Raw genomic sequence first — 21500 nt, forward strand, 5'->3', positions numbered from 1 at the left:
AGTATGAATAGAAGTGGAATATAAACGGCACTGGGTGTTGACAAGTTCCAGTAAGTTTCCTAGCTTGGTGGCATGGAAACGGAAGTCATTCATGTGAATGCGTCTCCGAGCGTGGCCGGAGACGAAATGAAACACATAGGCGCGGTGATCACTTCGCTACGAGAGGCATACGGGTGGCGATTGGGGAAGTTCGCGGAAGCGATCGAAACGACTCATTCGCACCTGTCGAACATCGAAGCGGGCCGAAAGCGATGCACGCCCGAAATGGCCCGGCGAATCGCGGACACCCTAGGTGTTCCGCTCGCAGCGATCACCACCGGCCGACCCGTGGAGGAGATCGCATGAGCACGGACCTGATGCTCGACCTATCCGATGCTGACCTGTCGCCGTTCGACGCGATCAAGCAGACGCACCCCGACGGCACCGAGTTCTGGTCGGCGCGCGACCTGCGGCGAGTCACGGAGTACAGCGCGTGGGAGAAGTTCAAGAACCCCTTGACGCGGGCGATGGCGTCGGCGCGCAACCAGGGCATCGAACCCGATGAGGTTTTTCGCCGATCGGTGAAGAACTCAGGACAAGACGGAGGACGTCCCGCTGAGGACTTCGAGCTGACCCGTTTCGCGGCCTACCTGACGGTCATGAACGGCGACCCGAACATGCCCCGTATCGCGGAGGCTCAGGCGTACTTCGCGATCCGTACCCGTGAAGCCGAGACCCGGCATGCCGTGCCCGCGTTGCAGGGTCCGGAACTGATTGCCGCCGCGCTTATCGAATCACAGAAGGTCCTCGAACAGCGCGAGACCCGGATCTTCCAGTTGGAGCGGAAAGTCGTCGTCGACGCCCCGAAGATCGCCAAGTCTGATGCGCACACAGCGTCTGATTCGGCCATCCACCGGCAGGCCTTCGCCCGCGAGGTTCAGGCATGGGGAACCAAACAGGGCATCAACGTCCTTCAGGACCACGTGTACGAGCTGCTGCGCCGCAAGGGGATGACGATCGGTGGTGAACGCTCCGATCGTGACCATGCGACGTCGCACGCGGTCAAGGCCGGGTGGGCGTGGACGAAGAAGGACGTCAAGAACGGGCACGCCACCGCCACAACCTACCTGTACCCGAAGGGGCAGGACATCGCATGGAAGTGGGTGATCGCTCACGTCGATCAGTACGGAACCCTCGCACCGCAGGCGGTCACCAAGTGAGCCCGCTCCGCCTGTACCGAGTTCGAGTCATGAGCTTCCCCGAGGGGTCGCACGAGGTTGTGAGTCACAGCGATGACGGTTTCGAAGAGACGTATCTGATTCCCGTCGAGGGCTGGGCTCCACCGGGATGGCGACCGGAGGGCAACTACGTCGAACTGGTCGGTACCCGCGAGTTTGTCTGGCCGACAACCCGGAAAGTCTACCACTCGCGCAGCACCGCGAAAAATCGTGCTGACCTCCTCGAATCGTACGGCGCGACTGCCGTTATCGAACGATCCAACCCCATCATCTGGCCCGACACGGAGGCACCATGACCAACAACCTGATCGCTGCACGACTGCGTATCGCTGCAGCCCGCGAGGAATACCTCGCCGATCATCCACTCGACCCGCACGAGAAGGCGCTGATGGGGCATGACCTCGACGGGATGCCCGCCGGGTTCATCACGGTGCCGGACTTCGGCCACATGCAGATCGTTGCCGCGAAGCTCGGCACTGAGTACCTCGCGATCTGCCACGACGAGGACTCCGTCGAAGAATGGATCACCTTGGTTCTCAAGCTCGCCCAGTCTCCCGAACTCGCGGGAATCATGTTCGCGAACGTCTTCCGCGGAATGGACCTGCTCATTGGTTCGATCATCGAACGGGCTGGGCTCACGAACGCGATGGCTGGCATCGCCGTGGAGGGATGGGGTAAGGACTTCTCCGACTTCGAGGACGAGTCATGAGCAGCAACGTCGTCGAACTTCATCCCGGACCAGTCGAAGCCGTCGAGCAGCTTTTGACTGTCGACGACCTCGCTACGGTCCTGCAGAAAACCCGGAAATCCATCTACTACCTGCGCGACACCGGTGTGCTCCCGCCAGCGGTGAAGGTCGGCCAATCGCTCCGCTGGCGATCCTCGGCGATCAACGCGTGGCTCGCCGAACTTGAGGAGAAGAACGCATGACGACGAACCTGACTGAAGCTGGCACTCGCCGCCGTATGAGCCCCGCGGCCAGGGCGCTGCTCGCTCGCGTCGAAGCGCGCCGCGCACGGGAGCGGGCGGCCGGTATCACGCACGCAGGGCCGAGTGCGACACAGGTCGCGGAACTCGCTGAATTGATGAAGCCGGGTCGGGGACGCGCTGAACGTCCCGACGGGTAACCAGCCCTACGACCCGACTCCGGTGCTCGAAGAAGTGAGCACCCACGATTCTACCGACCCCCTGCCTTACCCAGTTCAAACCAGGTAGCGGAACAACCGCTACTTATCCACTCGAAGGAGAAGCACATGCGACCCGAGAACCACTCCGACCTCCCGAGCTACCAGACCGAATCCGTCGAAGTAGCGTCCGTCGACCTCGACCTCGTCGCCGGTGTGCCCGGAGCCGTCGCCGCATACGGCGCGTTCCTCGACACCCTCCACGGCGTCCCCGGCATCACCGTCAAGCGCAACCGCGTCACCGCGGACCGCACCGATAGCGAACTCGACGGGTTCCTCCGCTCTGAGCAGCGCGCATGGGACACCGGGCGCGAAGCCTACGAGAAGTGGATCGACGGCGGTATCGCGCCGTCCAGCCAATACGTGTGGGCGGCGTACCTCCGCGCCGAAGGCATCAGCGCCCCGGCCGATATGGAGTACAGCGCGTGACCGCGTCGTTCAAGCCGTCGACCGGCTGGAATCCGTACGAGATGCACGCTCGTCTCCTCCCGACCCCGGAAGACGAAACGAGTTGGCTGCTGCAGCGCCGCGAGGGTATCGGCGCATCCGACGCCGCCGCCGTGCTCGGTCTCGACAAGTACTCGACCGCGTATTCGGTGTGGCTCGACAAGACCGGCCAGGTGCCGTTGTCCGCCGCGGTGAACGAGGCGATGGAGCTAGGGCACATTCTCGAACCCATCATCCGTGACACTGCCGCCCGCCGCCTTGGCTTCGAGGTCCGCACCATCGGCGGTCTGCAGTCCCGCACCCACGACTGGTTCCGGGCATCGCTCGACGCCGTCCTTCTGGTCCCCGACGACGGGCCGATCCCGTTGGAGGTGAAGAACACCTCGCAGTTCCTCGCCGAGCAGTGGGCCGACGACCAGGTGCCCGACCGCGCCGAACTGCAGGTGCAGCACCAGCTCGGCGTCTCCGGGGCGCCGTACGGGTACGTCGCCGGGATGATCGGCGGGTCGCGCATCGTGACCCGCCGCGTCGACCGCGACCAGGAGTTGATCGACTACCTGATCGCGGAGGAGGCGGCACTGTGGGCGCACGTCGTCGACGGGACTCTGCCGCCGGTTGTGTGGCGCGACAGCGTGAACACGATCCTCGCCTCCGCCGGACGGCCGGACAGTAAGACGCTCGTCGTCGCGGGGGAGCAGGCACACGAGGTTCGTCGCTGGCTCGACAAGTACGCGGCCGCCACCGCCGACGCGAAGGCCGCCGACGAAGCCAAGAAGGAGGCCCGCAACAACCTCGCCCAGCTCGCGCACGGCCACACCGAAGTCGTCGAGGAGACCGGCGACATAACGCATGTGCTGTTCCGCCTGCAGCGCGGAGGGTTCGCGGCCAAGCGGTTCGTCGACGAGGAGCCAGACCTCGCCCCGTTGTTCATGCACAAGATCGAGACCGTCGACACCGCCGCACTGAAGAACGAAGACCCCGACCTGTACCGCCGGTTCCAAGCCGTGTCGGTCCGCATCCCGAAAGGCAAGAGCGCGTGAACGGCGAATGGATCAAGGGGCGACGTCACGCCCTCGGCATGAAGCAAGCGGAGTTCGCCGAACTCGCCCGCGGCTACGGGCTGCCGTGGAGCCAGGCGACCCTCTCACGCATCGAGTTGGGCGGCCGCGGCATCCGGTTCGACGAACTGCTGCCGCTCGCGAAGACACTCGGCATCACCGTCGAGGAACTACCCGGTATCGCCCCGGCACCCGCCGCGGCCCCCGGCAGCGACTTCGACGAGTTCATCGAACTCGACACCTCGGCCGCCCCGCCCGCGGCCCCCGATACCGCCGTCGACCCGACGGCACTCCGCGTCGAGCTGCTGCGCATCGCAGAGCCGTACGCGGACAGCGCCGGAGACCTCATCACCGTCGCCACCATGTTCGAGCAGTACGTAACGAAAGGACACTGACCAATGGCTCAGGACTTGAAACAGCGCGCCATGAGCGCCCCCGCACAGAACGGGCCGAAGCCCATCGCGGCACAGATCGGAGATATGGAGCGGGCGTTCCAGCTCGCCATGCCGAAGGGCACCGAAGCCGCGCAACTCATCCGCGACGCGCAGACGTGCCTCCGGCAGACACCGCAACTCACCGAGTGCGAACCGTCGACCGTCCTCGGTGCACTCATGACGTGCGCGCAACTCGGCCTCCGCCCCGGCGTGCTGGGGCAGGCGTACCTCCTCCCGCTGTGGAACGGGAAGACCCGCCGCCGCGAAGCGCAACTCATCATGGGCTACCAGGGCCTCGTCGAGCTGGTGTACCGCAGCGACAGCGTCAACATGGTCGCCGCCCGCACCGTCCACGAGAACGACGAGTTCATGTACGAGTACGGACTCGCCGAAGATCAGCTCATCCACCGGCCCCCGATGACCGGGCCGCGCGGCGACGTCGTCGCGTTCTACGCGATCGCCCGCATGAAGGGCGGCGGCTACGCCATGACCGACGTGATGAGCCGCGCCGACATGGAGCAGCACCGCGACAAGTACGCAATGGCGAAGAAGAAGGACGGCACCGTCGTCGGGCCGTGGGTCACCCAGTTCGTCGAGATGGGGAAGAAGACGATGGTCCGGCAGCTCGCGAAGATGCTGCCGAAGTCGCCGGAGGTTGTGCGCGCCATGACCCACGACGGCGCGGTCCGCGTCGACTACACCCCGGCCGGAGTCGACGCCCAGCCCGACTACATCGAAGGCCAGTCCGAGGACGTCACCGAACCGCCCGCCGCGGCCCCCGTCGACCGCGACTCGTTGGAGGCCGCGGTGCTCGCAGGGATGGACGAGGCCGGAATCACCGACGTCGCCGACTTCCTCTCCAAACAGTTCGGCGACCAGATCGCGGGCGTCGGCGAACTGTCCGACGAAGAACTGCAGGGCACCCTCACCGCCCTCGCCAACAAGAAGAAGGAGCAGTAACCCATGACCATCACCCACCTGCAGGTCGCCCGCCTGATCGGGCAGCGGAAAGCGTGCCGCGGCGACAGCAACCACTCGCCCCGCTGTAAGCGGTGCGCCCGCGGCCGCGCCACCACCCACCGACCCACCAAGCCCGCCAATGGCTGAGGAGTGGAGGCCCGTCGTCGGGTGGGAAGGCTACTACGAAGTCAGTGACCAGGGGCACGTTCGCAGCGTCGAGCGGACCGTTGAGTTCTCCGACGGAACGACCCGCACCTACAAGTCCAGGACGCGGAGCGACGGACCGCACGGCACGCAGGGGCACCGCGGAGTCGGACTCTGGCGTGACGGCGCGATCACCATGCGGACGGTGCACAGTCTCGTGCTCGAAGCGTTCGTTCGTCCGCGGCCGGACGGGATGCACGCCTGCCACGCCGACGGAGACCCCGCGAACAACACCGTCGGGAACCTCCGCTGGGATACCCCATCGGCGAACCAGTTCGACAAGGTCCGGCACGGCAATCACCACCACGCACGGAAGACCCACTGCAAGCAGGGGCACCCGTACGACGAGGCGAACACGATCGTCCGTCCGGGGCGCGGCCGTGGTTGCCGCGCCTGCAAGAACGAGTCAAGCCGAGCGGGCAATGCGCGCCGCCGGAAAATGGAAAGGGAATCAGTATGAGCAAGGTTACGAAGTTCAACGGCGAGGGCGGGACGAGCGAAGGCCTCTACCTCCACAAGTACAGCGGTGGGGGAATCGACCAGTTCAGTTTCCCGTCGGGAGACCCGCACCTGCACATCGGTGACACGTTCTCGATGAACGTCCGCGTCGAGCTGAAGGCCGTCGTCTCCGACCGCACGAACGAAGGCCCCCGCGAGATTCTGCAGTTCCGGGTCGTCGACTCCGCACCGCCGAAGTTCGTCGCCCGCGCCGACGGGCAGGACCCGAACCAGACGTCGATCGATGACGTCGAGGACCGCGACGGCGGCACCTATGGCGACTACACGCCGCCGCCGTTCGACCCGGCACAGAAGGACGGACTCGACCCCGAGGCCGCCGACGACACCGACGACGGACGCCCGAACGACAACCCGTTCAAGGTCGTACAGCCGTGACCGTCTCCGCCGCCCCCGACATAACCGTCTGCCCGGTCTGCCTGCAGCTCGTGCAGGCACGGAAAACCGTGTGGGCGCATTACGACACCGCCGGGAATCTGTGCGTCATGACGGGCCGCAGACCTGTCGGGGGTCTGGCGGAGGCGAACACCCGATGAGCAAGCCCGGGCCCAAGCCGACCCGGAAACGGTTCGACTGGCTGGCTACCCGCCTCGCGGCAGAGACCGTTCTCTGCCGCGAGTGCGGGGCCGCCCCCGGCACCACCTGCCACGGCCCCACCGGAGCGAAACTCTCCGACAAGGCCGCCCACCTACCCCGAATCGAGGACACGATCTAACCATGACTTGGTTCAAAGTCGACGACAATCTCGCCTTCCACAAGAAGACGTTGGAGGCCGGAAACGCGGCGATGGGTCTATGGGTCCGGGCCGGTTCGTGGTGCGGAATGAACCTCACTGACGGTGTGATCCCGCGACGAATCGCACGCCAGATGGGTACCAAATCGCAGATCACTTGCCTTCTAAACGCTCAGCTCTGGCACGAGCATCCCGACGGCTATTCGTTCCACGAATGGTCCGAGCGGCAACCCTCCAAGGTCGACGTCGAAGCGGACCGCGCTGAGACCCGTAAAAGGGTAGCTGAGCACCGTAAACGTAAGCGTGAGGAGAAGGCGCGGGCCGCGGAAAATAGGGCGAGCAAGCCAGAAGGTAACGGTGTTACTGGGCGGGGTAGTAACAGCGTTACAGGCGACGGGCGTAACGCTGTTAGTAACAGTGCCCACGCGCGCGCGGTTGCCCGACCCGACCCGACCCGTAACTACTTACCTCCTAACGCTGCTGCTGCTAGTTCCGTAACGCGAGGCGACGGCGAGCAGCCGCAACCGAGCACCCGATTCGCCGACGGCACGATGATCCCGCCCGAACCCGAACGCGACGACGAACCCCCGACGCTCGTCCCCGTCCCGGACTGGACACCCGAGTTCGTCGAGACCGCCGCCCGCCCCACACGCACCCCCGAACCCACCGACTCCGCCAAGACCCTCGTCCGGCTCCACATCGGCCAAGGCATCCCCCGAGCGGTCAAGCGGCAACTCGCCGAACAGGTCGACCGCCTCGGCCGCGAACGCGGCATCGACCGCGCTGACGTCGAGGCCGGACTCGCCGAGTGGGCGCGCCGCCCCGGAGCCGGGCCACGCCTCCTCCCGAACCTCGTCGCCGACGCAGCACGAGCACGCACCGCCCCCGCAGCCAGCCGCCGCCCCTCCACAACCGACGACCGCATGGCAGCGATCCAAGCCCTCAAAACCGCGACACCCACCCAGCCGAGAAGGGAACTCGAATGAGCATCGACCACGACCAGACCGTCGACCTGCTGACCGTCATCGCCGCCTACGACCGCCGCACCGTCGGCAAAGGCGACATCGCCGCCTGGCACGAAGCGGCACGCCGCATCGGCTGGACCTACCCCGAAGCCCTCGACGCCATCCACGCCCACTACGCCGAGTCAACGAAATGGCTCATGCCCGGACACATCACCGACCGGATCAAACTCGCCCGCCGACAGCCCGCACACGCCGACGACGTCCTCGCGATCGAGAAGAAGCCCGCCAGTGACGAAACCCGCGCCGAGTTCATGAAACAACTCAAACAGCGAATGAAGAACCGCCAGCCCGACTAGGACGCGGTCGCATTGCCCCCTGGCTACAACAGAGAGCGACGAACACCGCCCCTCCGGTACACCCGGTACCCCAAACCCGCAGAACGCCACACAGCCCCACAAACGAAAGAAGACAAAATGCGACACACCGGACTCGACCTCAGCCTCACCGCCACCGGAATCGCCCACATCGAAACGAGCACCAACCCCACCACCCACACCATCACCAGCGCAGGCAGAAAAACCGACACCCTCCCCATGCGAACAGACCGCCTCCGCCGCCTCCGCAACACCATCGTCGACCACTGCCTCCACAGCGACCTCGTCGCAATCGAAGCCCCCGCCTACAGCAGCAACGTCGGATCAGTATGGGACCGCGCCGGACTCTGGTGGTCCATCATCACCGCCCTCGACGCCCTCACCATCCCCTACGTCGCCATACCCCCAACCACCGTCAAGAAGTTCGCCACCGACAAAGGCAACGCCGACAAAACAGCGGTCGCCGCACACATGACCCGACTGTGGAAAGACCTCGCCAACCCGACCGACAACAACCAGTTCGACGCGCTCGCGCTCGCCACAATGGCGGCCGTCCACACCGACTTCCGGGCACTCCCCGTCACCGTCCTCGAACGACACAAACTGTCCGTGTCCGGTATCTCGTGGCCCGCCCTCAACCCGAACCGGAGCATCTGATGACCGACCCCGCAATCGACGCTGCCCGTCGCCGCAACCTTGGCCGTGAACCCAACCCGCACGAGGCCGCTATCGCCCGCGAAGCCCTCGCGCCCATCGCCGCCGCACTAGCGCAGGTCCGCGAAAGGTACGACGAACTCACGCAGGCCATGCTCGCCGCCGACAACGCCGCGACAACGTCGCGGTACGCGAACGAGGCGGCAGGAGTCCAGTACGTCTACGACCTCGTCTGGCCGCACGTCTACCGGAGCGAAGGCGCATGACCGACTACGACAGCGACAACGAGGGCCGGTGCGCGTTCACCGCCGACGGCATCCAGCCCCGCCCCGACGGCGGCATGGACGTCCTCACACGCCGATGTGTCCTGCAGGCACACGAGACCGGCGACCACGTCATCGAGCTACCCAACGGCAAACCGCTACAGATCGCACGGAGATACCCATGACCGACACCGCATACAACTTCGACGCCTACCTGCAGGCCCTCGGCTACCGCGTCGACTACGGCACTCCCGGAGGCGACTACTACCTGCGCCCCATCGGCAAGGCGCGCGGCCCGCGCCACGGACTGCCCGGCAACGAGGGCGGCAGCTACAGCATCGACGACCTCGCCGACCACCGCCGCACCTTCCCGCACGCACTGCCGTGGTGGGTACTCCGCCGCCGCATCCACCGCACCTACCCCGACGCCCACTACGCCTGCCTCGACCGGCACAACGGGGCACATCGCGCGCCTGACTAGGCAAGGTTACCGTCGCACGGTAACCTAGACAGCAACCACCGAAGAAGGAGCCAAACCCATGCTCACCGACCTACCCCTCGCCGCATTCGACACCGAAACCACCGGCGTCAACGTCCACGCGGACCGCATCGTCACCGCATCGATCATCACCATCAACGGCACCGACGCGCACACCGACGAATGGCTAGTCGACCCCGGCATCGAAATACCCACCGGAGCGTCCGACGTCCACGGCATCACCACCGAGAAGGCACAAGCTGACGGGCTTGGCTACGACGTCGGGTACAGAGCGATCCGCTCCACCCTCGAAACCTTGTGGGCGAACGACCGGCTCGTCGCAATCATGAACGCCGCGTTCGACCTATCCCTCATCCACTGGGAAGGCATACGGCTCGGCTACCCGCCCCTGCAGGTCGGCCCCGTCATCGACCCGATGGTCATCGACCGGCAGATCGACAAATACCGGCGCGGCCGCCGCACCCTCACCGCATTGTGCGACCACTACGGCATCGAACTCACCGACGCCCACAGCAGCAACGGCGACGCACTCGCCACCGCCCGCCTCGCCTACAAACTGTTGCGCCGCCCCGAACTCGCCACCATCGCCGACACCGACACCCTCATGGCCTCACAAGCCGCCTGGCACGCCGACCGGCAGAACGAGTTCGCCGACTACCTCCGCAGCCAAGGGAAACCCGCCGACGACGTCAGCCCCGAATGGCCCATCCGCTACACACCCCCAACCACCGAAGAAGGAGCAACCGCATGACCATCGACCCCGCCACTTGCCCCGCTGACACCCCGTTCTGGGTGCGCGTCTCCGGCGTCGACCGCGACGTGATCGGCCAGCGGGTAGACCCCGATGACTGCGCCCCCTGGTCAATCCTCGCGAACTACGGGGAGCAAAGGTGGTGCTCCGACCGCGGGGTCACCGTCCTCCGCCCCGCCGACCAGCAGCCCACCAAGTGGGAGATTCTGCGACAGGCGCGGCAGGTTGTCAGTGACACTGACGGCAACATGCTGTGGCTCGACGCGTTGAGCTTGCTCGCCAACCGCCTCGAAGCCGAGCACAAGGCCGCGCAGCAAGCCGACGCACGGTTCGCCGAGGCCGAGCGCGTGTTTAAGGAGGCGTGGCATGAAGCCGACTCGCGTGGAGACTCAGGCAACCGTGTGCGGTCGGGACTCCGCGCAGTCGTCGACGCTGGCCTACTCGCCGAGGCGGTGACCGAGAAATGAGCGCATACCGATTCGTCACGCTCACGTGCGATGCGTGCGGCGAAGTCTTCGACCACGGAATCCACACCACCGTAAGAGGCTGCCGCGCGGACAGCGCAAAGCTCGGCTGGTCCAGCCGCAACGGTTACGACTACTGCGGCAAGTGCCGAAAGAGCGCGGGTGGTCACGATGAGCAGTGACATCACGCGGGAGGCGCGAGAACTCCTCGACGGCACCACGGCAGGCGAGTGGCGGGCGTCGCTACTAGACGGCGTCCAGTACGAGGACGGCAGCAGTTCGTACCGAGGCGGTGCCTATCCGGTCGATCATGGCTCCGCGCCGATATTCCTGACGAACAGCATCGACAAGCGTGACGCCGACTTCATCGCCTCGTCTCCTCGCCTGGTGCGGGAACTCCTCGCCGAGAACGAACAGCTACAGCAGTGGAAAGCCGAAGCAGGCCGGGTCATGGCGGAGCTACAGGAACTCGGCCAAGCCCTCGGACTGCCGCTTGGGAGCCGTATCACCGGCACCGAGGCAGCCGCGAAGGTGCGGAAGCTCCTCGCCAAGAACGAACGACTCGCTGCACGATGCGATCACTTCGCGGACGCAATCGAAGATGACGGCAACGCCTGGGACGACTCCCAGGCGTGGGCGGCATGGTTCGCGGCAGAACGGGACGAGTGGCAACGCCGCGCGTATGAGGCAGCGGGCGAGGCGCTAGACCACCAGAAGGCACATAAGCAAGTCCTCGCCGCTCTCGACCGTGTGCGGCTCGATCACCGCAACGAGGTGTGGGACGACACCCTCCCCCCAGGTGGCGTTGTCTGCTGAGAGTGCGGCATCCCCGTCGAGTCTGAGCCATGTGACCTGCACAGCACTGCGCCCGAAGTTGTCGACGGCCTCCGGACGCAGGTTGATGAAGCGATCAACCAGCACAACGAGGCACGCGAGGCTCTCGACCGTGTGCGGAAGCTGGCTGACGAGTGGGGGCACGACCCGCAATACAGCCACGACCGTTGGGTGCAGATTCGGGCCGCGATCGATGGGGAGGGGCAGTCATGAGTGGCATCAAGGTCCTACGGGCCGACAATCCACTGTCGAACATCGTCCTCCGGGAACTGGCCGACATCGCCGAGTCTCACGAGGGTAGGCAGGCCGCGTTCAAGATCGGAGATGGACGCATGGTCCACATAGCCGTGACAGGAGGGCAGCCATGAGTGACCCGATGGACGGTGACGCCGGACTCGTCACCCCCGAAGGCTTCCCCCACGGACTCCGCTGCATCGCCTGCCGCGACCTCATCCCCAACGGGCACGCCTACGCCCGCGTACCCCTGCTAGGCGGCAACTACGAACTCGTGTGCGCTACGTGCGCCATACGACAGGAGACACCGTGAGCGCGAACCACCTCGACCAGTGCCGATCCTGCCGCGCACCCATCTACTGGTGCGTCACCGACAAAGGCAAACCCATGCCCGTCGACCCGCACCCCGACCGCGTACGCGGCAACGTGTCGATCTACCCCGACGGCGGCACCATGCGCGCCGTCGTCGTCCCGAAAGCGAAAGCCGCAGCAATGCGCGCACAAAACCAGAACCTCCACCTAGCCCACTTCACCACCTGCCCGCAGGGCCGCACATGGAAGAAGAACCGATGACCGACCGCCACCCCTCCACCACCCACCTCCTCGCCCTGTTCGAGTACGGGCACCTACCGCCGCACCTGGCGCTGGTCTCCGCCAAGTTCGAGCAACTCGCCCACGAACTCGTGATCCATCTGCACGACGGCGCTGAACTGTCCGCGGGCCTCCGCAAGCTCGTCGAGGCCAAGGACTGCGCCGTCCGACAAGCCGTAATCGACCACAAGGAGACGAACTGATGACCGACACCACCGCCCCGACCGTCCTCACGATCGACGTCCTCACCGGCGAGCAGCAGCAGCGCGCGAAAGCACTCGACCTCGCCCGCACAGTCCTCGTCCACCAAGTCGGAGGACTCGCACCCCGCAGCGGCCCCGCCGACCCGATGGACCTCGTGAACATCGCATCGTGGATCACGACGGGTATCGACCCGTACCTCACCCCGGAAGAACGCGCCGACAGTCACGCCTACCTCGACAAGCTGCAAGCGTTCTTCACGTCCATCGCCGATCCCACGGCCGCGTTCACCGCCGCCAACGGCGGCAGCGGAGGTGCCGGAGGCAACGCGGGCACACCGGACGCCGAACCGGACCGGCGAGTCGTCGTGAAAGACGGGCGCGTCACCGTCGTCACCGGCAGGGAAGGGTCCGACACCGAAGGACCCCGCGCCTACCGGAAGAAGCCCGTCACCGTCCACGCGATGCAATGGGACGGAACCAACCCCGGAGCGGGGCCGATCATCGACTGGGCGCACGCACGCGGAGTCACCGTCAACTACTGGGCACCCGGAGAATGGGACGCGGACGCGCCCGACGCGGCGTACCTCACCGTCGACACCCTCGAAGGCAGGATGCTCGCCAACCCCGGCGACTGGATCATCCAAGGCGTCGCAGGCGAGTTCTACCCATGCCGCGCTGACATATTCGCCGAGACGTACGAGGAGGAGGTCGAGCAGTGAAGGCAAACCAGATCGGCACCCCCGCCGACCACATCACGCTGCCCGTCACTGTCACCGTCGACGCCGACGTACCCCCGCACGAACGCGACCGCCTGTACTACGAGCACCTATGCGCGCTCGCCGGACTCAACCCCCGGCACGTCGCAAACATCAGCCTCGACTACGACGGCCGCGGCTCCCAGTACTTCACGTTCGAGCTACGCCCCATCACCATCAAGGCGGTCAGCGAATGAGCGACGACCACAGGCTAGTCACGCGCCTCATCGAAGAAATCTGTCCGAACACATTCGGCACCGCGGAGCCGCGCCGCTGGTGGATAGCAGTGGACTGCACCCCGCTGTTCGGTCCTGCACCCCATTGGAGGATCAGTAGCGTCGTCGCGACCCGGCCGCCGTACGTGTTCGGAGGGCCGACGTTTCGGACGTTCGAGCAAGCCCGCGCCTACGTCGCCGCCGCCGTCGACGCCCGATGCAAACAACTCGCCGCCCGCGGCTGTGACAACAACAGCGTCGGGCTATTCCAGCAGACCCCACCGTGGGGAGACGGACGATGACCCGCGACAGCCTCGCCGCGATACGGACAGACACCCTCAGCACGACGACACCCTTCCGGCCGACTCTCGGCTTCGAGCGTGCCCTCGGCGACGCCCTCATATCCGCGGAGATGGAAGCCGACACCTGGCAGATACCGGACGACCCGATCGACACCGGTAGCTGGTGCAGCACAACGGCCACGTTCACCGTCACCGACGTCAACCCCGCCGCCGTCTGGCTACTCACCGGACTCCCGTCGCTCCGCCGCCCCCGCATGAAACACCGAGCACTCCGCCGGAGGCTCGGCTACACCCGAACCGGGAGAACACGATGACCGCATCTAGCACCCGGCATTCCGACGAGCGCGGGATCGCGTGCACGTTCAAGTTCCGCGCCCGCCTCAAGCCCGGCGCGGCCGGTTCAGCAACGATCCGTCTCATCGACCCCTGGGCGCGCGACCCCGACAACTACCCGCGCATGAAGTGGCGCGCCCGCCGCCGCTGGCAAGGACACACCCGCAGCGGAGCACCCCGGTGACCCGGCCGCGGCCACTCCCGGAAGCCGAACGCCTCCGCCGCGACGCCGACCGACAGAACACCGCCTACCTCGCCGACCCCGACCTGTACCTGCAGCGCGTCGCCGCTGGACACAACCCGGCACCACCGCGGCCGCCCCAAGGCGGGGGAGGAGTCGCACGCCGATGATCCGCATACGTGAGGACAGCACCCTCCCCGACCCGCACCGCCGCGTCCACTACCCGCCCGGCACCCACGCGTACGAATACCAGGACCCCGACGGTAACGACCTCGGCCGCGAAACCATCACCGGCACAACCATCACCCAGGAGAAGGCACACCCGCGATGATCCAACTCGACGACCAGCCCCTCGGCGAATGCCCCTGCTGTGGCGACCTGTACAACGTCACCGACTACATCACCGGCGCGGGCGAACTCATCCGCCGCGACTACACCTGCCCGCACGAAGGAGAGCAACCGTGACCACCGCGCACCGCCCCACCGAACGCGTCGACGGCCGCACCGCCTACGCCGACGAACGCTTCCGCAACACCCTCGAAGAATACGAGTTCATGCTCGGCTACGGCATCAGCCCCGAAGCCGCCGCCCGCCGCGCAGGCACCAACCTCGAAGGACTCCGCACCACCGCACACCGGCGCGGCATCCGCCTACCCGAAACCATCGCGGAACTCTAACCAGAATCGAAGCAGGCCCCCGGAGGTTGATCCTCCGGGGGCCTGTCGTGTGGGGTCTAGCGGGCGGCGCTGGCGTACCGCTGCCGGGCCGCTTCACCGGACGTACCGACGATCTTCCCGACGGTCGCCCATGATCCGCCCTCCTCGCGGGTGTGAACGACTGCCTCCGTGATCTTCCGCTCGGCGTCGGCGCGCAGCCGTACCGCCTGCAGTAGTTCAAACTCGGCGGGGGAGTAGACGCCCGTAACCTCGAAGTCGTCCGACTCGAACTTGTCTGCCAGCTCGTCGGCGTGGGCCAGTATCTCCTCAACTGTCTTCGGCATGGTTATCACCTTCTCATCTCTCCGACGTACTTCCGTCGTGCGTGCATGGCGTGAAGGATGACCACCCCGCCCTCCGTGTCGCTGATGAACCCAATCTCGATGAGTCCGTGTCCGTCGTTGATCGGGCCGATCGCGATGGACATGTCATCGGTTCCGTCGACGATGTAGAAGCGGTGGTGGTATCCGTACAGAATGTCGTCCTCGCTGATCCCGTGCCGGTAGGCGGGGTTCCCGATTCGTACGTTCTGCATACCTACAAGTTACCTTGCCGACCTCGTGTGTGCAAGTTACCTTGCGACTCCGATCGCGCAGCCAGCCACGGCTCGACCGTCGACCGCAACCACACCGGCGACTGCCCGAACCTGTAATCCTCCGGCGGGATAGCGTTCTTCGCGCCCGGCTCAACCTCGGCACCGTCACGGCGGGCCGCCGCCGAATGCGCGACATACACGCGCATCGACCCCACCGACACCCGCGCCAACGCCGCGAGACCCTTGGTGTCCAGCAGTTCCTCAGTCATCGATAGCCACCTCCTCCGACCCCTCGATCCGCCAGTGCCCCAGCAGCTCCGCGCCCCAGTTCATGATCAGCCCGTACGTGTTCGCGGTATCCCCGATACCCGCCGCGCCCCGCGAACCGGGGAACACCTGCATCACACGGTTGGTCAGCATCGGGCGGCTCAGCACGGTCCCGCGCTCGACGACCCGGCCGCCCATATCCGTCAGTGTGTAGATCACTGCTCGTCCTCCCAGCGACCCTCGTCGCGCATCTGCTCGCCGAACATATCCTCGGCGACCGCAACCCAGTCGACGCGCTTCACGTCGGCCGCTTGAATCTCCGTCAGCTCGTATCGGTGCAGCAGAATCGGCATCCCCTGCAGCGTCTCCACGTACGCCCGCAGCATCGGGGCCGCCGACTCCGCCGACCGTGCAGACCTGCACACTGAGCGCACGTCCGCGTACACGCGCTCCGCGCTCGACAGGTTGAGCACGACTGCGGCCGTCGTGTAGTTCGCTTGGTTGAATCCGGTCACGGCGTGACCTCCTCGCCTGCAGCGGTGGCGGTCAGTGCGGCGTCCCACGGTCCGCCCGCGTATGTCGCCGTGAACCGGTGCACCTCGGCGTCGGAATCGACGTCGACCATCGTCTCGGTCACCGTGACTGACCCGATCCCGAGCTGCTGCTGCAGCTTGTGCGCGTCGGCGAGTGCTTCGATGTACCGCGTGTCCCGCGGGTAGGTGTCAATGCTCATGTGTGTCTCCTTCGATCAAATGGGTAGAGGTAGCGGAGGTACCGCCACCGTGTTTCATCGGACGGCTGGTGAGGACGTCTGACGGCCTGATGGGCAAGCGATCAACCTGACGGCAATTAATACCGTAGCAACCGGATAAGTGGCTGTGCAACCGTAACCTAAACTCGGAGAGAACGAGGAGGTAGCAGCACCCATGACGACCGACAAGTCCAGCGGCAACGCCAACACCAGCAAGCGCGTTCAACTCAACCGCGCCACTCGCCACACCGAATGGCTGCAGCTCTACACCGGCGGCGCGACGTTCGTGCACATCGCCGATACCTACGGCGTCCACTACACCTCCGTCCGCGACGTCATCCTCCGGGCGCTCGCTGAAGCGGCAGCCGAACGCCGCGAACTCGCCGACCTCGCCCTCGACCTACAGCTCGCCCGCTACGACCGACTATGGGACGAAGCGTGTCGCGCCCTCGACGAGTCAAAGAACGGCCGCGAAGTCGGCCGCGCGCAACTCATCTCCGCCGCCCGCGGAGTTCTCGACTCTAAGACGAAACTGCTGGGCCTCGACCAACCTCAGCGCACCGAAGTCACCATCACCCAAACCTCCGACATCGACCGCGAACTCGCAGGCATGGCGCAGGCACTACGGGACAAGGCTCGCGCCGACGCCGACGCCGCTGGCATCGACGCCCCCGCCATGCCAGTGCTCGACGGCATCGTCGAATCGGTGGAGGAGTAACAGGTGTCGCAGCTCGACGGCCTCACCTACGACGAGAAGCTGGAACTGAAGCGGGCACTCGCCGAACGCATGGCGCAAGCCGGACTCGAACTACCCGCCGTGTCGTCACCCGGCGCGCTCGCCTCGCGGTGCGACCTCGGAGTCACCGTCGAAAGACCACACACCCGAGCGATCGACAACGTCCTCACACCGCTGCTCTCGAAGCCGAACGCCCGCGTCATGATCTTCTCGCCTCCACAGATCGGTAAGTCGGCGCGTGGCGCGCGCTGGTTCCCGTTCTGGTGGCTCACGATGCGGCCGCGCGACCGGATCATCCTCGCCTCGTTCGCCGCATCCCTCGCCCAAACCCACGGCGGTGTCGTCCGTGACTACGTATCGATGTACGGCGGCGACTACGGGCTGCGCCTATCGCCGAAACAGTCCACGAAAGCTGCATGGGAACTCACTACCGGCGGCGGGCTGCGATCCGTCGGTGTTCGCGGTGGCCTGTCTGGACACCCGATGGACCTCGGCATAATCGACGACCCGTTCGCGGGCCGCGCTGAAGCCGACAGCCCGACGATGCGCGAAGCCGCGTGGAACTGGTACTCCGGCGTCTGGTCCGCGCGCCGCAGCCCGACCGCCCGCGAAGTCATCATCATGACGCGCTGGCACCAGGACGACCTAGCTGGGCGGCTCCTCGACCGCGATGGACGTGTGGAGGAGGGCGGCGAGTGGGTGGTCCTGCACATGCCCGCGATCGCACTAGCAGAGGACCGCGCCCGCGGCATCTATGGCGACCCGCTCGCTCGCGAGGTCGGCGAACCCCTCAGTCATCCGAAGATCGAACCTGGCGACACCGACGGACTGATCCGGCATTGGAGCGGTCAGCGCGCTCGCTCGACCGACCGCGACTGGAACTCTATGTACCTCGGCGTGCCGTTCTCCGCGGAGGGTGCGCTGCTGTCCGAGACGGACATACGTGCAGCGACCGCACCCCCGCCGGGTTCGTTCTCGCGGACGGCGGTCGGGGTGGACCCGTCGGGCGGCGGCCGCGACTCCGCCGGTGTTGTCGTTGCTGGGCCGTCGGGCGGGCACGTCTGGTTCATGGAGGACCGCACCGCACACATGACGTCGATCGAGTGGCCTCGCGCCGCGTGCCTGGCAGCGTACGAACACGACGCCGACCGGGTCGTCATCGAGACGAACTACGGCGGCGACCAAGCAACCACCCTCGTGACGCAGGCGTGGGACAGGCTCGCGGCGGAGAAGCTGGTATCGGGGGCGTGCCCGTATGTGGATGGGGTGTCGTCGCGTAAGTCGAAGCAACTCCGCGCGGAGCCGATCGCGCAGGCGATCAAGACGGGGCGCGTCAAGTTTGTGCAGGGGGCGTCGCTGAAGCAGCTCACGACGGAATGGCAGATGTGGGAGCCGGGCAGTACGTGGTCGCCGGGCGCGCTCGACGCTGGGGTGCATGTGGCTATGGCGCTGCTGCCGCAGGTGCGGTCGGGGACTATGGCGAATCCGGCGCGTAAGTCGCGGGATGGGATGCCGCGCCGGTCGGGTCTGGCTGCGCGCCGCATATCGTGACCAGCCATTTCACCCCAAACTGGAGGTTACGGTTGCAAAGTAACCTAGACACGAGCTACGGTTACAACCGCAACAACCGCAGCGGCCAACCACCGCAGCACACACCCCGAAGAAGGAGCACCCGATGGGCCGGTACAGCGTCCGCTACACGATCGTCGGATCGACCAGCGGCGAAGTCACCGTCGCCGCAACCAGCAGCGACAACGCGTGCCACCGCGCCGCCCGCCGCCTCGACGCCAAGTACGGCACCGGTAACTGGTGCATCCGCGCCGTCGACGCCCTCTAAACCCAGCCAACCACCGAAGAAGGAGCACTTAGATGAGCAACACCATCACCCGCGACATGCTCGCCGAAGAACTCGCCGCCGAACTCTCCGCGATCCGTACCCGGCTACAGGAGAAGCGTGACGCAATCGCGGCCGACTGGGACGAGGCCAGCCGCGCCGAGCGGCACGCCGCAGGCAGCATCGCCACCGCCTGTAAGCATCTCAACCGCGCGATTGACGAACTCGACGGGCTGCTCTGACCTCCGGCTCCGCGCCCGTCCCGCACGGACGCGCTACCGGAGGCCAGAACGGCCCCGACCCCAACTCGAAGAAGGAACACACCGTGCGCAAGACCATCGCCGCCACCGTCATCGTCGCCGCAGCCGTCATCGGTATCACCACCGCGTGCGACCCCACCGACCTCTCCGTCCCGGCCGGACCCACCGCCGCCGCGACCGATGTGCGGCTCGCCGACACCACCGCCGACGTCAGCAACCTGACCAGCTCACAGGAGAACGCCGTCGATAAGGCGTCCGACTACCTCGACTACTCCTCGTTCAGCCGCGACGGACTCATCCGCCAGTTGGAGTTCGAAGGCTTCGCCAACGCCGACGCGACGTTCGCCGCCGACTACCTCAACATTGACTGGAACGAGCAGTCCGTCGAGAAGGCGAAGGAATACATGGACTACTCCTCGTTCAGCCAGCAGGCACTCACCGACCAGCTCGTGTTCGAGGGATTCACGCAGGCGCAGGCCGAGCACGGCGCAGCCTCCCAGTTCTAGACCAACCGACCGGGGCGGCCCCTATGGGGATGGGGGCCGCCCCTACTATTCAGGAGGAAATAACATGGCGACCTATCGATTGGACTGGCTGGTGGTGGACACGATGTTCGTCATGTTCCTCGGCCTCGCGGTCCTCGGCCTCATCAGCTTCGCCCGCGAATACCTCACTCGCCGCCAGCACCGCGCGCAGCGCGCCCGCCCGGTCGACCGTCACTTCATCGTCCGCGACGGAGACCTGCAGTGAAACGTAACCCGCCGCGCATGGACCCGGCGACGGGCGAGTGGGAACACATCGCCTGCCCGGAGTGTGGCATCACCCCGACCCTGTACGACCGCGTCTGCCGCGACTGCCTGCAGGCCATGAACAACGACCACGGAGAAGACCTGTGACCGGCGACTGCTTCTTCACCCCGACGTCCCTCGGCACCTGCCCGGCGTGCAACTCGCAGACCGTCACCCCCGAAGGCGAATCGATCCTCGCCGAGTTCTGCCTCTGGGACAACGACGACCAGTGCGCCGACTGCCGCGTGTGCGGCGCGTGCACCTGCAGTGGCCCCGACCAAACCAACACCCACGGACCCGCCACCCCGGCGACGTCCACAACCCAAGAAGAAGGAGAACACCATGTTCCGTAAGTCCATCGCAGCCGTTATCGCGGCTCTCGCGCTCACCGGTGCAGGGGCGGGCATCGCCGCCGCCGACTCGACCATCACGCAGGGCGGACCGGACGCGACCTACGCGCCCGACTCCGGCACCATCGTGCAGGGCGGCCCCGACACCACCTACACACCCGACCGCGGCACCATCACCCAAGGCGACCGCGACCCCGACCGCCGCCCGAACTACGAGTCGCCCGGTGTGTCGCGCTGCCCGAAGCCGGGCGCAGTCTCGAACTCGTGGACGTACGTCGGCACCGACGACAACGGCGACCCGATCTATCAGTGGGTGTGCATCTACCCTGTCGGGGGCAACTGACCCATGACCGACACGATCATCACCGTGGTCGGCAACCTGACGGCCGACCCGGAACTCCGGTTCACGCCGTCGGGTGCGCCCGTTGTGAACTTCACCGTCGCGTCGACGCCGCGCTCGTTCGACAAACAGACGAACGATTGGAAAGACGGCGAGGCCCTGTTCCTCCGCTGCTCCATCTGGCGTGACTACGCCGAGAACATCGCGGAGTCGCTGAAGAAGGGGATGCAGGTCATCGTCCAGGGCAAGTTGAAGCAGCGCTCGTGGGAGAAGGACGGCGAACGGCGAACGTCCGTCGAGTTGGAGGCGACCGACGTCGGGCCGACGCTCCGGTTCGCGACGGCGGACGTCACGCGTAAGCAAGGGGGTGGGCGAGGCAGTTCGAGGGGTGCAGCCACGTCCACCGGCCCGGCTGACGATCCGTGGGGTAGCGCACCGGCGGGCGGCTACAGCGACACAGAACCGCCGTTCTGATGGGGCGCGGCGAATACCCCCGGTGCCCGAAATGCGGGGCGCAGGTGAACGCCTGGGGTATCGCCGCGTGCCACACCT

Annotated in this window: 52 protein-coding genes; 46 read left to right on the plus strand and 6 right to left on the minus strand. The window is 66.2% G+C overall.

Translation table 11 applies throughout. The features are described 5' to 3' along the window. The first annotated feature begins 72 nt into the window (after nt 1-72). From L5G28_RS07465 to L5G28_RS07640, 36 genes are all read left to right on the plus strand, one after another. Nucleotides 73-345 (plus strand): helix-turn-helix domain-containing protein, encoded by a 273-nt coding sequence (locus L5G28_RS07465; RefSeq protein ID WP_237000954.1) that lies wholly within the window; start codon nt 73-75, stop codon nt 343-345. Continuing rightward, a complete protein-coding gene (locus L5G28_RS07470; RefSeq protein WP_237000955.1) occupies nt 342-1199 on the plus strand; it encodes a phage antirepressor KilAC domain-containing protein in 858 nt (285 codons plus the stop codon). The genes L5G28_RS07465 and L5G28_RS07470 overlap by 4 nt, the downstream gene beginning before the upstream one ends. Before the next feature lie 29 nt (nt 1200-1228). Beyond that, nucleotides 1229-1513 carry a hypothetical protein gene (locus L5G28_RS07475; RefSeq protein WP_237000956.1) on the plus strand — a complete coding sequence of 95 codons (285 nt, stop codon included), beginning with the start codon at nt 1229-1231 and terminating at the stop codon, nt 1511-1513. Continuing rightward, nucleotides 1510-1926: a hypothetical protein gene (locus tag L5G28_RS07480; RefSeq protein ID WP_237000957.1), complete on the plus strand. Its 417-nt coding sequence runs from the start codon at nt 1510-1512 to the stop codon at nt 1924-1926. The genes L5G28_RS07475 and L5G28_RS07480 overlap by 4 nt, the downstream gene beginning before the upstream one ends. Continuing rightward, complete coding sequence (locus tag L5G28_RS07485; protein WP_237000958.1) at nt 1923-2147, plus strand: helix-turn-helix transcriptional regulator; 225 nt, start codon at nt 1923-1925, stop codon at nt 2145-2147. Before L5G28_RS07480 ends, L5G28_RS07485 begins: the two co-directional genes overlap by 4 nt. After that, on the plus strand, nt 2144-2344 hold the full coding sequence (locus L5G28_RS07490) for a hypothetical protein (protein ID WP_237000959.1): 201 nt from the start codon (nt 2144-2146) through the stop codon (nt 2342-2344). The genes L5G28_RS07485 and L5G28_RS07490 overlap by 4 nt, the downstream gene beginning before the upstream one ends. Nucleotides 2345-2470: 126 nt before the next feature. After that, nucleotides 2471-2830, plus strand: coding sequence for a DUF7432 family protein (locus L5G28_RS07495; RefSeq protein ID WP_237000960.1), 360 nt, complete (start codon nt 2471-2473; stop codon nt 2828-2830). Then, nucleotides 2827-3888 (plus strand): YqaJ viral recombinase family nuclease, encoded by a 1062-nt coding sequence (locus L5G28_RS19410; RefSeq protein WP_237000961.1) that lies wholly within the window; start codon nt 2827-2829, stop codon nt 3886-3888. Before L5G28_RS07495 ends, L5G28_RS19410 begins: the two co-directional genes overlap by 4 nt. Then, entirely contained in the window at nt 3885-4301 is a 417-nt protein-coding gene (locus L5G28_RS19415) for a helix-turn-helix domain-containing protein (protein WP_237000962.1), read from the plus strand. Before L5G28_RS19410 ends, L5G28_RS19415 begins: the two co-directional genes overlap by 4 nt. 3 nt (nt 4302-4304) lie before the next feature. Continuing rightward, nucleotides 4305-5300 (plus strand): recombination protein RecT, encoded by a 996-nt coding sequence (gene recT, locus L5G28_RS07510; protein WP_237000963.1) that lies wholly within the window; start codon nt 4305-4307, stop codon nt 5298-5300. A gap of 3 nt (nt 5301-5303) precedes the next feature. After that, nucleotides 5304-5447 (plus strand): hypothetical protein, encoded by a 144-nt coding sequence (locus L5G28_RS07515; RefSeq protein ID WP_237000964.1) that lies wholly within the window; start codon nt 5304-5306, stop codon nt 5445-5447. Next, entirely contained in the window at nt 5440-5964 is a 525-nt protein-coding gene (locus L5G28_RS07520; protein WP_237000965.1) for an NUMOD4 domain-containing protein, read from the plus strand. Before L5G28_RS07515 ends, L5G28_RS07520 begins: the two co-directional genes overlap by 8 nt. Continuing rightward, complete coding sequence (locus tag L5G28_RS07525) at nt 5961-6398, plus strand: hypothetical protein (RefSeq protein WP_237000966.1); 438 nt, start codon at nt 5961-5963, stop codon at nt 6396-6398. Before L5G28_RS07520 ends, L5G28_RS07525 begins: the two co-directional genes overlap by 4 nt. Nucleotides 6399-6552: 154 nt before the next feature. After that, on the plus strand, nt 6553-6735 hold the full coding sequence (locus tag L5G28_RS07530; RefSeq protein WP_237000967.1) for a zinc finger domain-containing protein: 183 nt from the start codon (nt 6553-6555) through the stop codon (nt 6733-6735). Between the two features lie 569 nt (nt 6736-7304). Next, nucleotides 7305-7739, plus strand: coding sequence for a hypothetical protein (locus L5G28_RS07535; RefSeq protein ID WP_237000968.1), 435 nt, complete (start codon nt 7305-7307; stop codon nt 7737-7739). Further along, a complete protein-coding gene (locus L5G28_RS07540) occupies nt 7736-8074 on the plus strand; it encodes a hypothetical protein (protein WP_237000969.1) in 339 nt (112 codons plus the stop codon). Before L5G28_RS07535 ends, L5G28_RS07540 begins: the two co-directional genes overlap by 4 nt. Nucleotides 8075-8191: 117 nt before the next feature. Next, nucleotides 8192-8749, plus strand: coding sequence for a crossover junction endodeoxyribonuclease RuvC (locus L5G28_RS07545; protein ID WP_237000970.1), 558 nt, complete (start codon nt 8192-8194; stop codon nt 8747-8749). Beyond that, nucleotides 8749-9012: a hypothetical protein gene (locus tag L5G28_RS07550; RefSeq protein ID WP_237000971.1), complete on the plus strand. Its 264-nt coding sequence runs from the start codon at nt 8749-8751 to the stop codon at nt 9010-9012. Before L5G28_RS07545 ends, L5G28_RS07550 begins: the two co-directional genes overlap by 1 nt. Beyond that, complete coding sequence (locus L5G28_RS07555) at nt 9009-9194, plus strand: hypothetical protein (protein WP_237000972.1); 186 nt, start codon at nt 9009-9011, stop codon at nt 9192-9194. The genes L5G28_RS07550 and L5G28_RS07555 overlap by 4 nt, the downstream gene beginning before the upstream one ends. After that, complete coding sequence (locus L5G28_RS07560; protein WP_237000973.1) at nt 9191-9490, plus strand: hypothetical protein; 300 nt, start codon at nt 9191-9193, stop codon at nt 9488-9490. The genes L5G28_RS07555 and L5G28_RS07560 overlap by 4 nt, the downstream gene beginning before the upstream one ends. A 58-nt stretch (nt 9491-9548) precedes the next feature. Further along, nucleotides 9549-10259, plus strand: coding sequence for a 3'-5' exonuclease (locus L5G28_RS07565; RefSeq protein WP_237000974.1), 711 nt, complete (start codon nt 9549-9551; stop codon nt 10257-10259). Beyond that, nucleotides 10256-10726: a hypothetical protein gene (locus L5G28_RS07570; RefSeq protein WP_237000975.1), complete on the plus strand. Its 471-nt coding sequence runs from the start codon at nt 10256-10258 to the stop codon at nt 10724-10726. The genes L5G28_RS07565 and L5G28_RS07570 overlap by 4 nt, the downstream gene beginning before the upstream one ends. A gap of 168 nt (nt 10727-10894) precedes the next feature. Next, complete coding sequence (locus L5G28_RS07575; protein ID WP_237000976.1) at nt 10895-11539, plus strand: hypothetical protein; 645 nt, start codon at nt 10895-10897, stop codon at nt 11537-11539. A gap of 227 nt (nt 11540-11766) precedes the next feature. Continuing rightward, complete coding sequence (locus L5G28_RS07580) at nt 11767-11925, plus strand: hypothetical protein (protein WP_237000977.1); 159 nt, start codon at nt 11767-11769, stop codon at nt 11923-11925. Next, a complete protein-coding gene (locus tag L5G28_RS07585) occupies nt 11922-12104 on the plus strand; it encodes a hypothetical protein (RefSeq protein ID WP_237000978.1) in 183 nt (60 codons plus the stop codon). The genes L5G28_RS07580 and L5G28_RS07585 overlap by 4 nt, the downstream gene beginning before the upstream one ends. After that, the gene (locus tag L5G28_RS07590; protein ID WP_237000979.1) at nt 12101-12364 is read left to right on the plus strand and encodes a hypothetical protein; all 264 of its coding nucleotides are present in this window, start codon (nt 12101-12103) and stop codon (nt 12362-12364) included. The genes L5G28_RS07585 and L5G28_RS07590 overlap by 4 nt, the downstream gene beginning before the upstream one ends. Beyond that, complete coding sequence (locus L5G28_RS07595; protein WP_237000980.1) at nt 12361-12585, plus strand: hypothetical protein; 225 nt, start codon at nt 12361-12363, stop codon at nt 12583-12585. The genes L5G28_RS07590 and L5G28_RS07595 overlap by 4 nt, the downstream gene beginning before the upstream one ends. Then, a complete protein-coding gene (locus L5G28_RS07600) occupies nt 12585-13304 on the plus strand; it encodes a hypothetical protein (protein ID WP_237000981.1) in 720 nt (239 codons plus the stop codon). Before L5G28_RS07595 ends, L5G28_RS07600 begins: the two co-directional genes overlap by 1 nt. After that, on the plus strand, nt 13301-13537 hold the full coding sequence (locus L5G28_RS07605; RefSeq protein WP_237000982.1) for a hypothetical protein: 237 nt from the start codon (nt 13301-13303) through the stop codon (nt 13535-13537). The genes L5G28_RS07600 and L5G28_RS07605 overlap by 4 nt, the downstream gene beginning before the upstream one ends. Next, nucleotides 13534-13857: a hypothetical protein gene (locus L5G28_RS07610; protein ID WP_237000983.1), complete on the plus strand. Its 324-nt coding sequence runs from the start codon at nt 13534-13536 to the stop codon at nt 13855-13857. Before L5G28_RS07605 ends, L5G28_RS07610 begins: the two co-directional genes overlap by 4 nt. Continuing rightward, on the plus strand, nt 13854-14171 hold the full coding sequence (locus L5G28_RS07615; protein WP_237000984.1) for a hypothetical protein: 318 nt from the start codon (nt 13854-13856) through the stop codon (nt 14169-14171). The genes L5G28_RS07610 and L5G28_RS07615 overlap by 4 nt, the downstream gene beginning before the upstream one ends. Then, the gene (locus L5G28_RS07620; protein WP_237000985.1) at nt 14168-14374 is read left to right on the plus strand and encodes a hypothetical protein; all 207 of its coding nucleotides are present in this window, start codon (nt 14168-14170) and stop codon (nt 14372-14374) included. The genes L5G28_RS07615 and L5G28_RS07620 overlap by 4 nt, the downstream gene beginning before the upstream one ends. Continuing rightward, complete coding sequence (locus L5G28_RS07625) at nt 14371-14541, plus strand: hypothetical protein (RefSeq protein ID WP_237000986.1); 171 nt, start codon at nt 14371-14373, stop codon at nt 14539-14541. The genes L5G28_RS07620 and L5G28_RS07625 overlap by 4 nt, the downstream gene beginning before the upstream one ends. Further along, entirely contained in the window at nt 14538-14702 is a 165-nt protein-coding gene (locus L5G28_RS07630; protein ID WP_237000987.1) for a hypothetical protein, read from the plus strand. Before L5G28_RS07625 ends, L5G28_RS07630 begins: the two co-directional genes overlap by 4 nt. Continuing rightward, nucleotides 14699-14836 carry a hypothetical protein gene (locus L5G28_RS07635; protein WP_237000988.1) on the plus strand — a complete coding sequence of 46 codons (138 nt, stop codon included), beginning with the start codon at nt 14699-14701 and terminating at the stop codon, nt 14834-14836. Before L5G28_RS07630 ends, L5G28_RS07635 begins: the two co-directional genes overlap by 4 nt. Then, nucleotides 14833-15048 carry a hypothetical protein gene (locus tag L5G28_RS07640; RefSeq protein ID WP_237000989.1) on the plus strand — a complete coding sequence of 72 codons (216 nt, stop codon included), beginning with the start codon at nt 14833-14835 and terminating at the stop codon, nt 15046-15048. The genes L5G28_RS07635 and L5G28_RS07640 overlap by 4 nt, the downstream gene beginning before the upstream one ends. Nucleotides 15049-15104: 56 nt before the next feature. Here L5G28_RS07640 and L5G28_RS07645 read toward each other — a convergent pair whose 3' ends face one another. From L5G28_RS07645 to L5G28_RS07670, 6 genes are read right to left on the minus strand one after another with little or no spacing between them, the layout of a single operon-like run. Further along, complete coding sequence (locus L5G28_RS07645; protein ID WP_237000990.1) at nt 15105-15371, minus strand: hypothetical protein; 267 nt, start codon at nt 15369-15371, stop codon at nt 15105-15107. Between the two features lie 5 nt (nt 15372-15376). Then, nucleotides 15377-15622 carry a hypothetical protein gene (locus tag L5G28_RS07650; protein WP_237000991.1) on the minus strand — a complete coding sequence of 82 codons (246 nt, stop codon included), beginning with the start codon at nt 15620-15622 and terminating at the stop codon, nt 15377-15379. A gap of 2 nt (nt 15623-15624) precedes the next feature. Then, a complete protein-coding gene (locus L5G28_RS07655; protein WP_237000992.1) occupies nt 15625-15891 on the minus strand; it encodes a hypothetical protein in 267 nt (88 codons plus the stop codon). Further along, complete coding sequence (locus L5G28_RS07660) at nt 15884-16108, minus strand: hypothetical protein (RefSeq protein ID WP_237000993.1); 225 nt, start codon at nt 16106-16108, stop codon at nt 15884-15886. The genes L5G28_RS07655 and L5G28_RS07660 overlap by 8 nt, the downstream gene beginning before the upstream one ends. Beyond that, complete coding sequence (locus L5G28_RS07665) at nt 16105-16404, minus strand: hypothetical protein (protein WP_237000994.1); 300 nt, start codon at nt 16402-16404, stop codon at nt 16105-16107. Before L5G28_RS07665 ends, L5G28_RS07660 begins: the two co-directional genes overlap by 4 nt. Next, nucleotides 16401-16622: a hypothetical protein gene (locus L5G28_RS07670; protein ID WP_237000995.1), complete on the minus strand. Its 222-nt coding sequence runs from the start codon at nt 16620-16622 to the stop codon at nt 16401-16403. The genes L5G28_RS07665 and L5G28_RS07670 overlap by 4 nt, the downstream gene beginning before the upstream one ends. A gap of 193 nt (nt 16623-16815) precedes the next feature. Here L5G28_RS07670 and L5G28_RS07675 point away from each other — a divergent pair, with 193 nt between their 5' ends. The 10 genes from L5G28_RS07675 (at nt 16816) to L5G28_RS07720 (ending at nt 21422) form a co-directional block, all read left to right on the plus strand. Then, the gene (locus L5G28_RS07675) at nt 16816-17358 is read left to right on the plus strand and encodes a hypothetical protein (RefSeq protein ID WP_237000996.1); all 543 of its coding nucleotides are present in this window, start codon (nt 16816-16818) and stop codon (nt 17356-17358) included. A gap of 3 nt (nt 17359-17361) precedes the next feature. Beyond that, entirely contained in the window at nt 17362-18927 is a 1566-nt protein-coding gene (locus L5G28_RS07680; protein ID WP_237000997.1) for a phage terminase large subunit family protein, read from the plus strand. A gap of 124 nt (nt 18928-19051) precedes the next feature. Beyond that, nucleotides 19052-19213: a hypothetical protein gene (locus tag L5G28_RS07685; protein ID WP_237000998.1), complete on the plus strand. Its 162-nt coding sequence runs from the start codon at nt 19052-19054 to the stop codon at nt 19211-19213. A gap of 32 nt (nt 19214-19245) precedes the next feature. Beyond that, on the plus strand, nt 19246-19452 hold the full coding sequence (locus L5G28_RS07690; protein ID WP_237000999.1) for a hypothetical protein: 207 nt from the start codon (nt 19246-19248) through the stop codon (nt 19450-19452). A gap of 83 nt (nt 19453-19535) precedes the next feature. Beyond that, complete coding sequence (locus L5G28_RS07695) at nt 19536-19976, plus strand: Ltp family lipoprotein (RefSeq protein WP_237001000.1); 441 nt, start codon at nt 19536-19538, stop codon at nt 19974-19976. Nucleotides 19977-20040: 64 nt separating this feature from the next. Next, the gene (locus L5G28_RS07700; RefSeq protein ID WP_237001001.1) at nt 20041-20220 is read left to right on the plus strand and encodes a hypothetical protein; all 180 of its coding nucleotides are present in this window, start codon (nt 20041-20043) and stop codon (nt 20218-20220) included. Continuing rightward, nucleotides 20217-20366 carry a hypothetical protein gene (locus L5G28_RS07705; protein WP_237001002.1) on the plus strand — a complete coding sequence of 50 codons (150 nt, stop codon included), beginning with the start codon at nt 20217-20219 and terminating at the stop codon, nt 20364-20366. Before L5G28_RS07700 ends, L5G28_RS07705 begins: the two co-directional genes overlap by 4 nt. Next, entirely contained in the window at nt 20363-20611 is a 249-nt protein-coding gene (locus tag L5G28_RS07710; protein WP_237001003.1) for a hypothetical protein, read from the plus strand. The genes L5G28_RS07705 and L5G28_RS07710 overlap by 4 nt, the downstream gene beginning before the upstream one ends. After that, a complete protein-coding gene (locus tag L5G28_RS07715; RefSeq protein ID WP_237001004.1) occupies nt 20601-20951 on the plus strand; it encodes a hypothetical protein in 351 nt (116 codons plus the stop codon). Before L5G28_RS07710 ends, L5G28_RS07715 begins: the two co-directional genes overlap by 11 nt. Nucleotides 20952-20954: 3 nt before the next feature. Continuing rightward, nucleotides 20955-21422 (plus strand): single-stranded DNA-binding protein, encoded by a 468-nt coding sequence (locus L5G28_RS07720; RefSeq protein ID WP_237001005.1) that lies wholly within the window; start codon nt 20955-20957, stop codon nt 21420-21422. Nucleotides 21423-21500 lie beyond the last annotated feature (78 nt).

This window comes from Gordonia liuliyuniae, assembly GCF_021739025.1.
Lineage (GTDB): Bacteria > Actinomycetota > Actinomycetes > Mycobacteriales > Mycobacteriaceae > Gordonia > Gordonia liuliyuniae.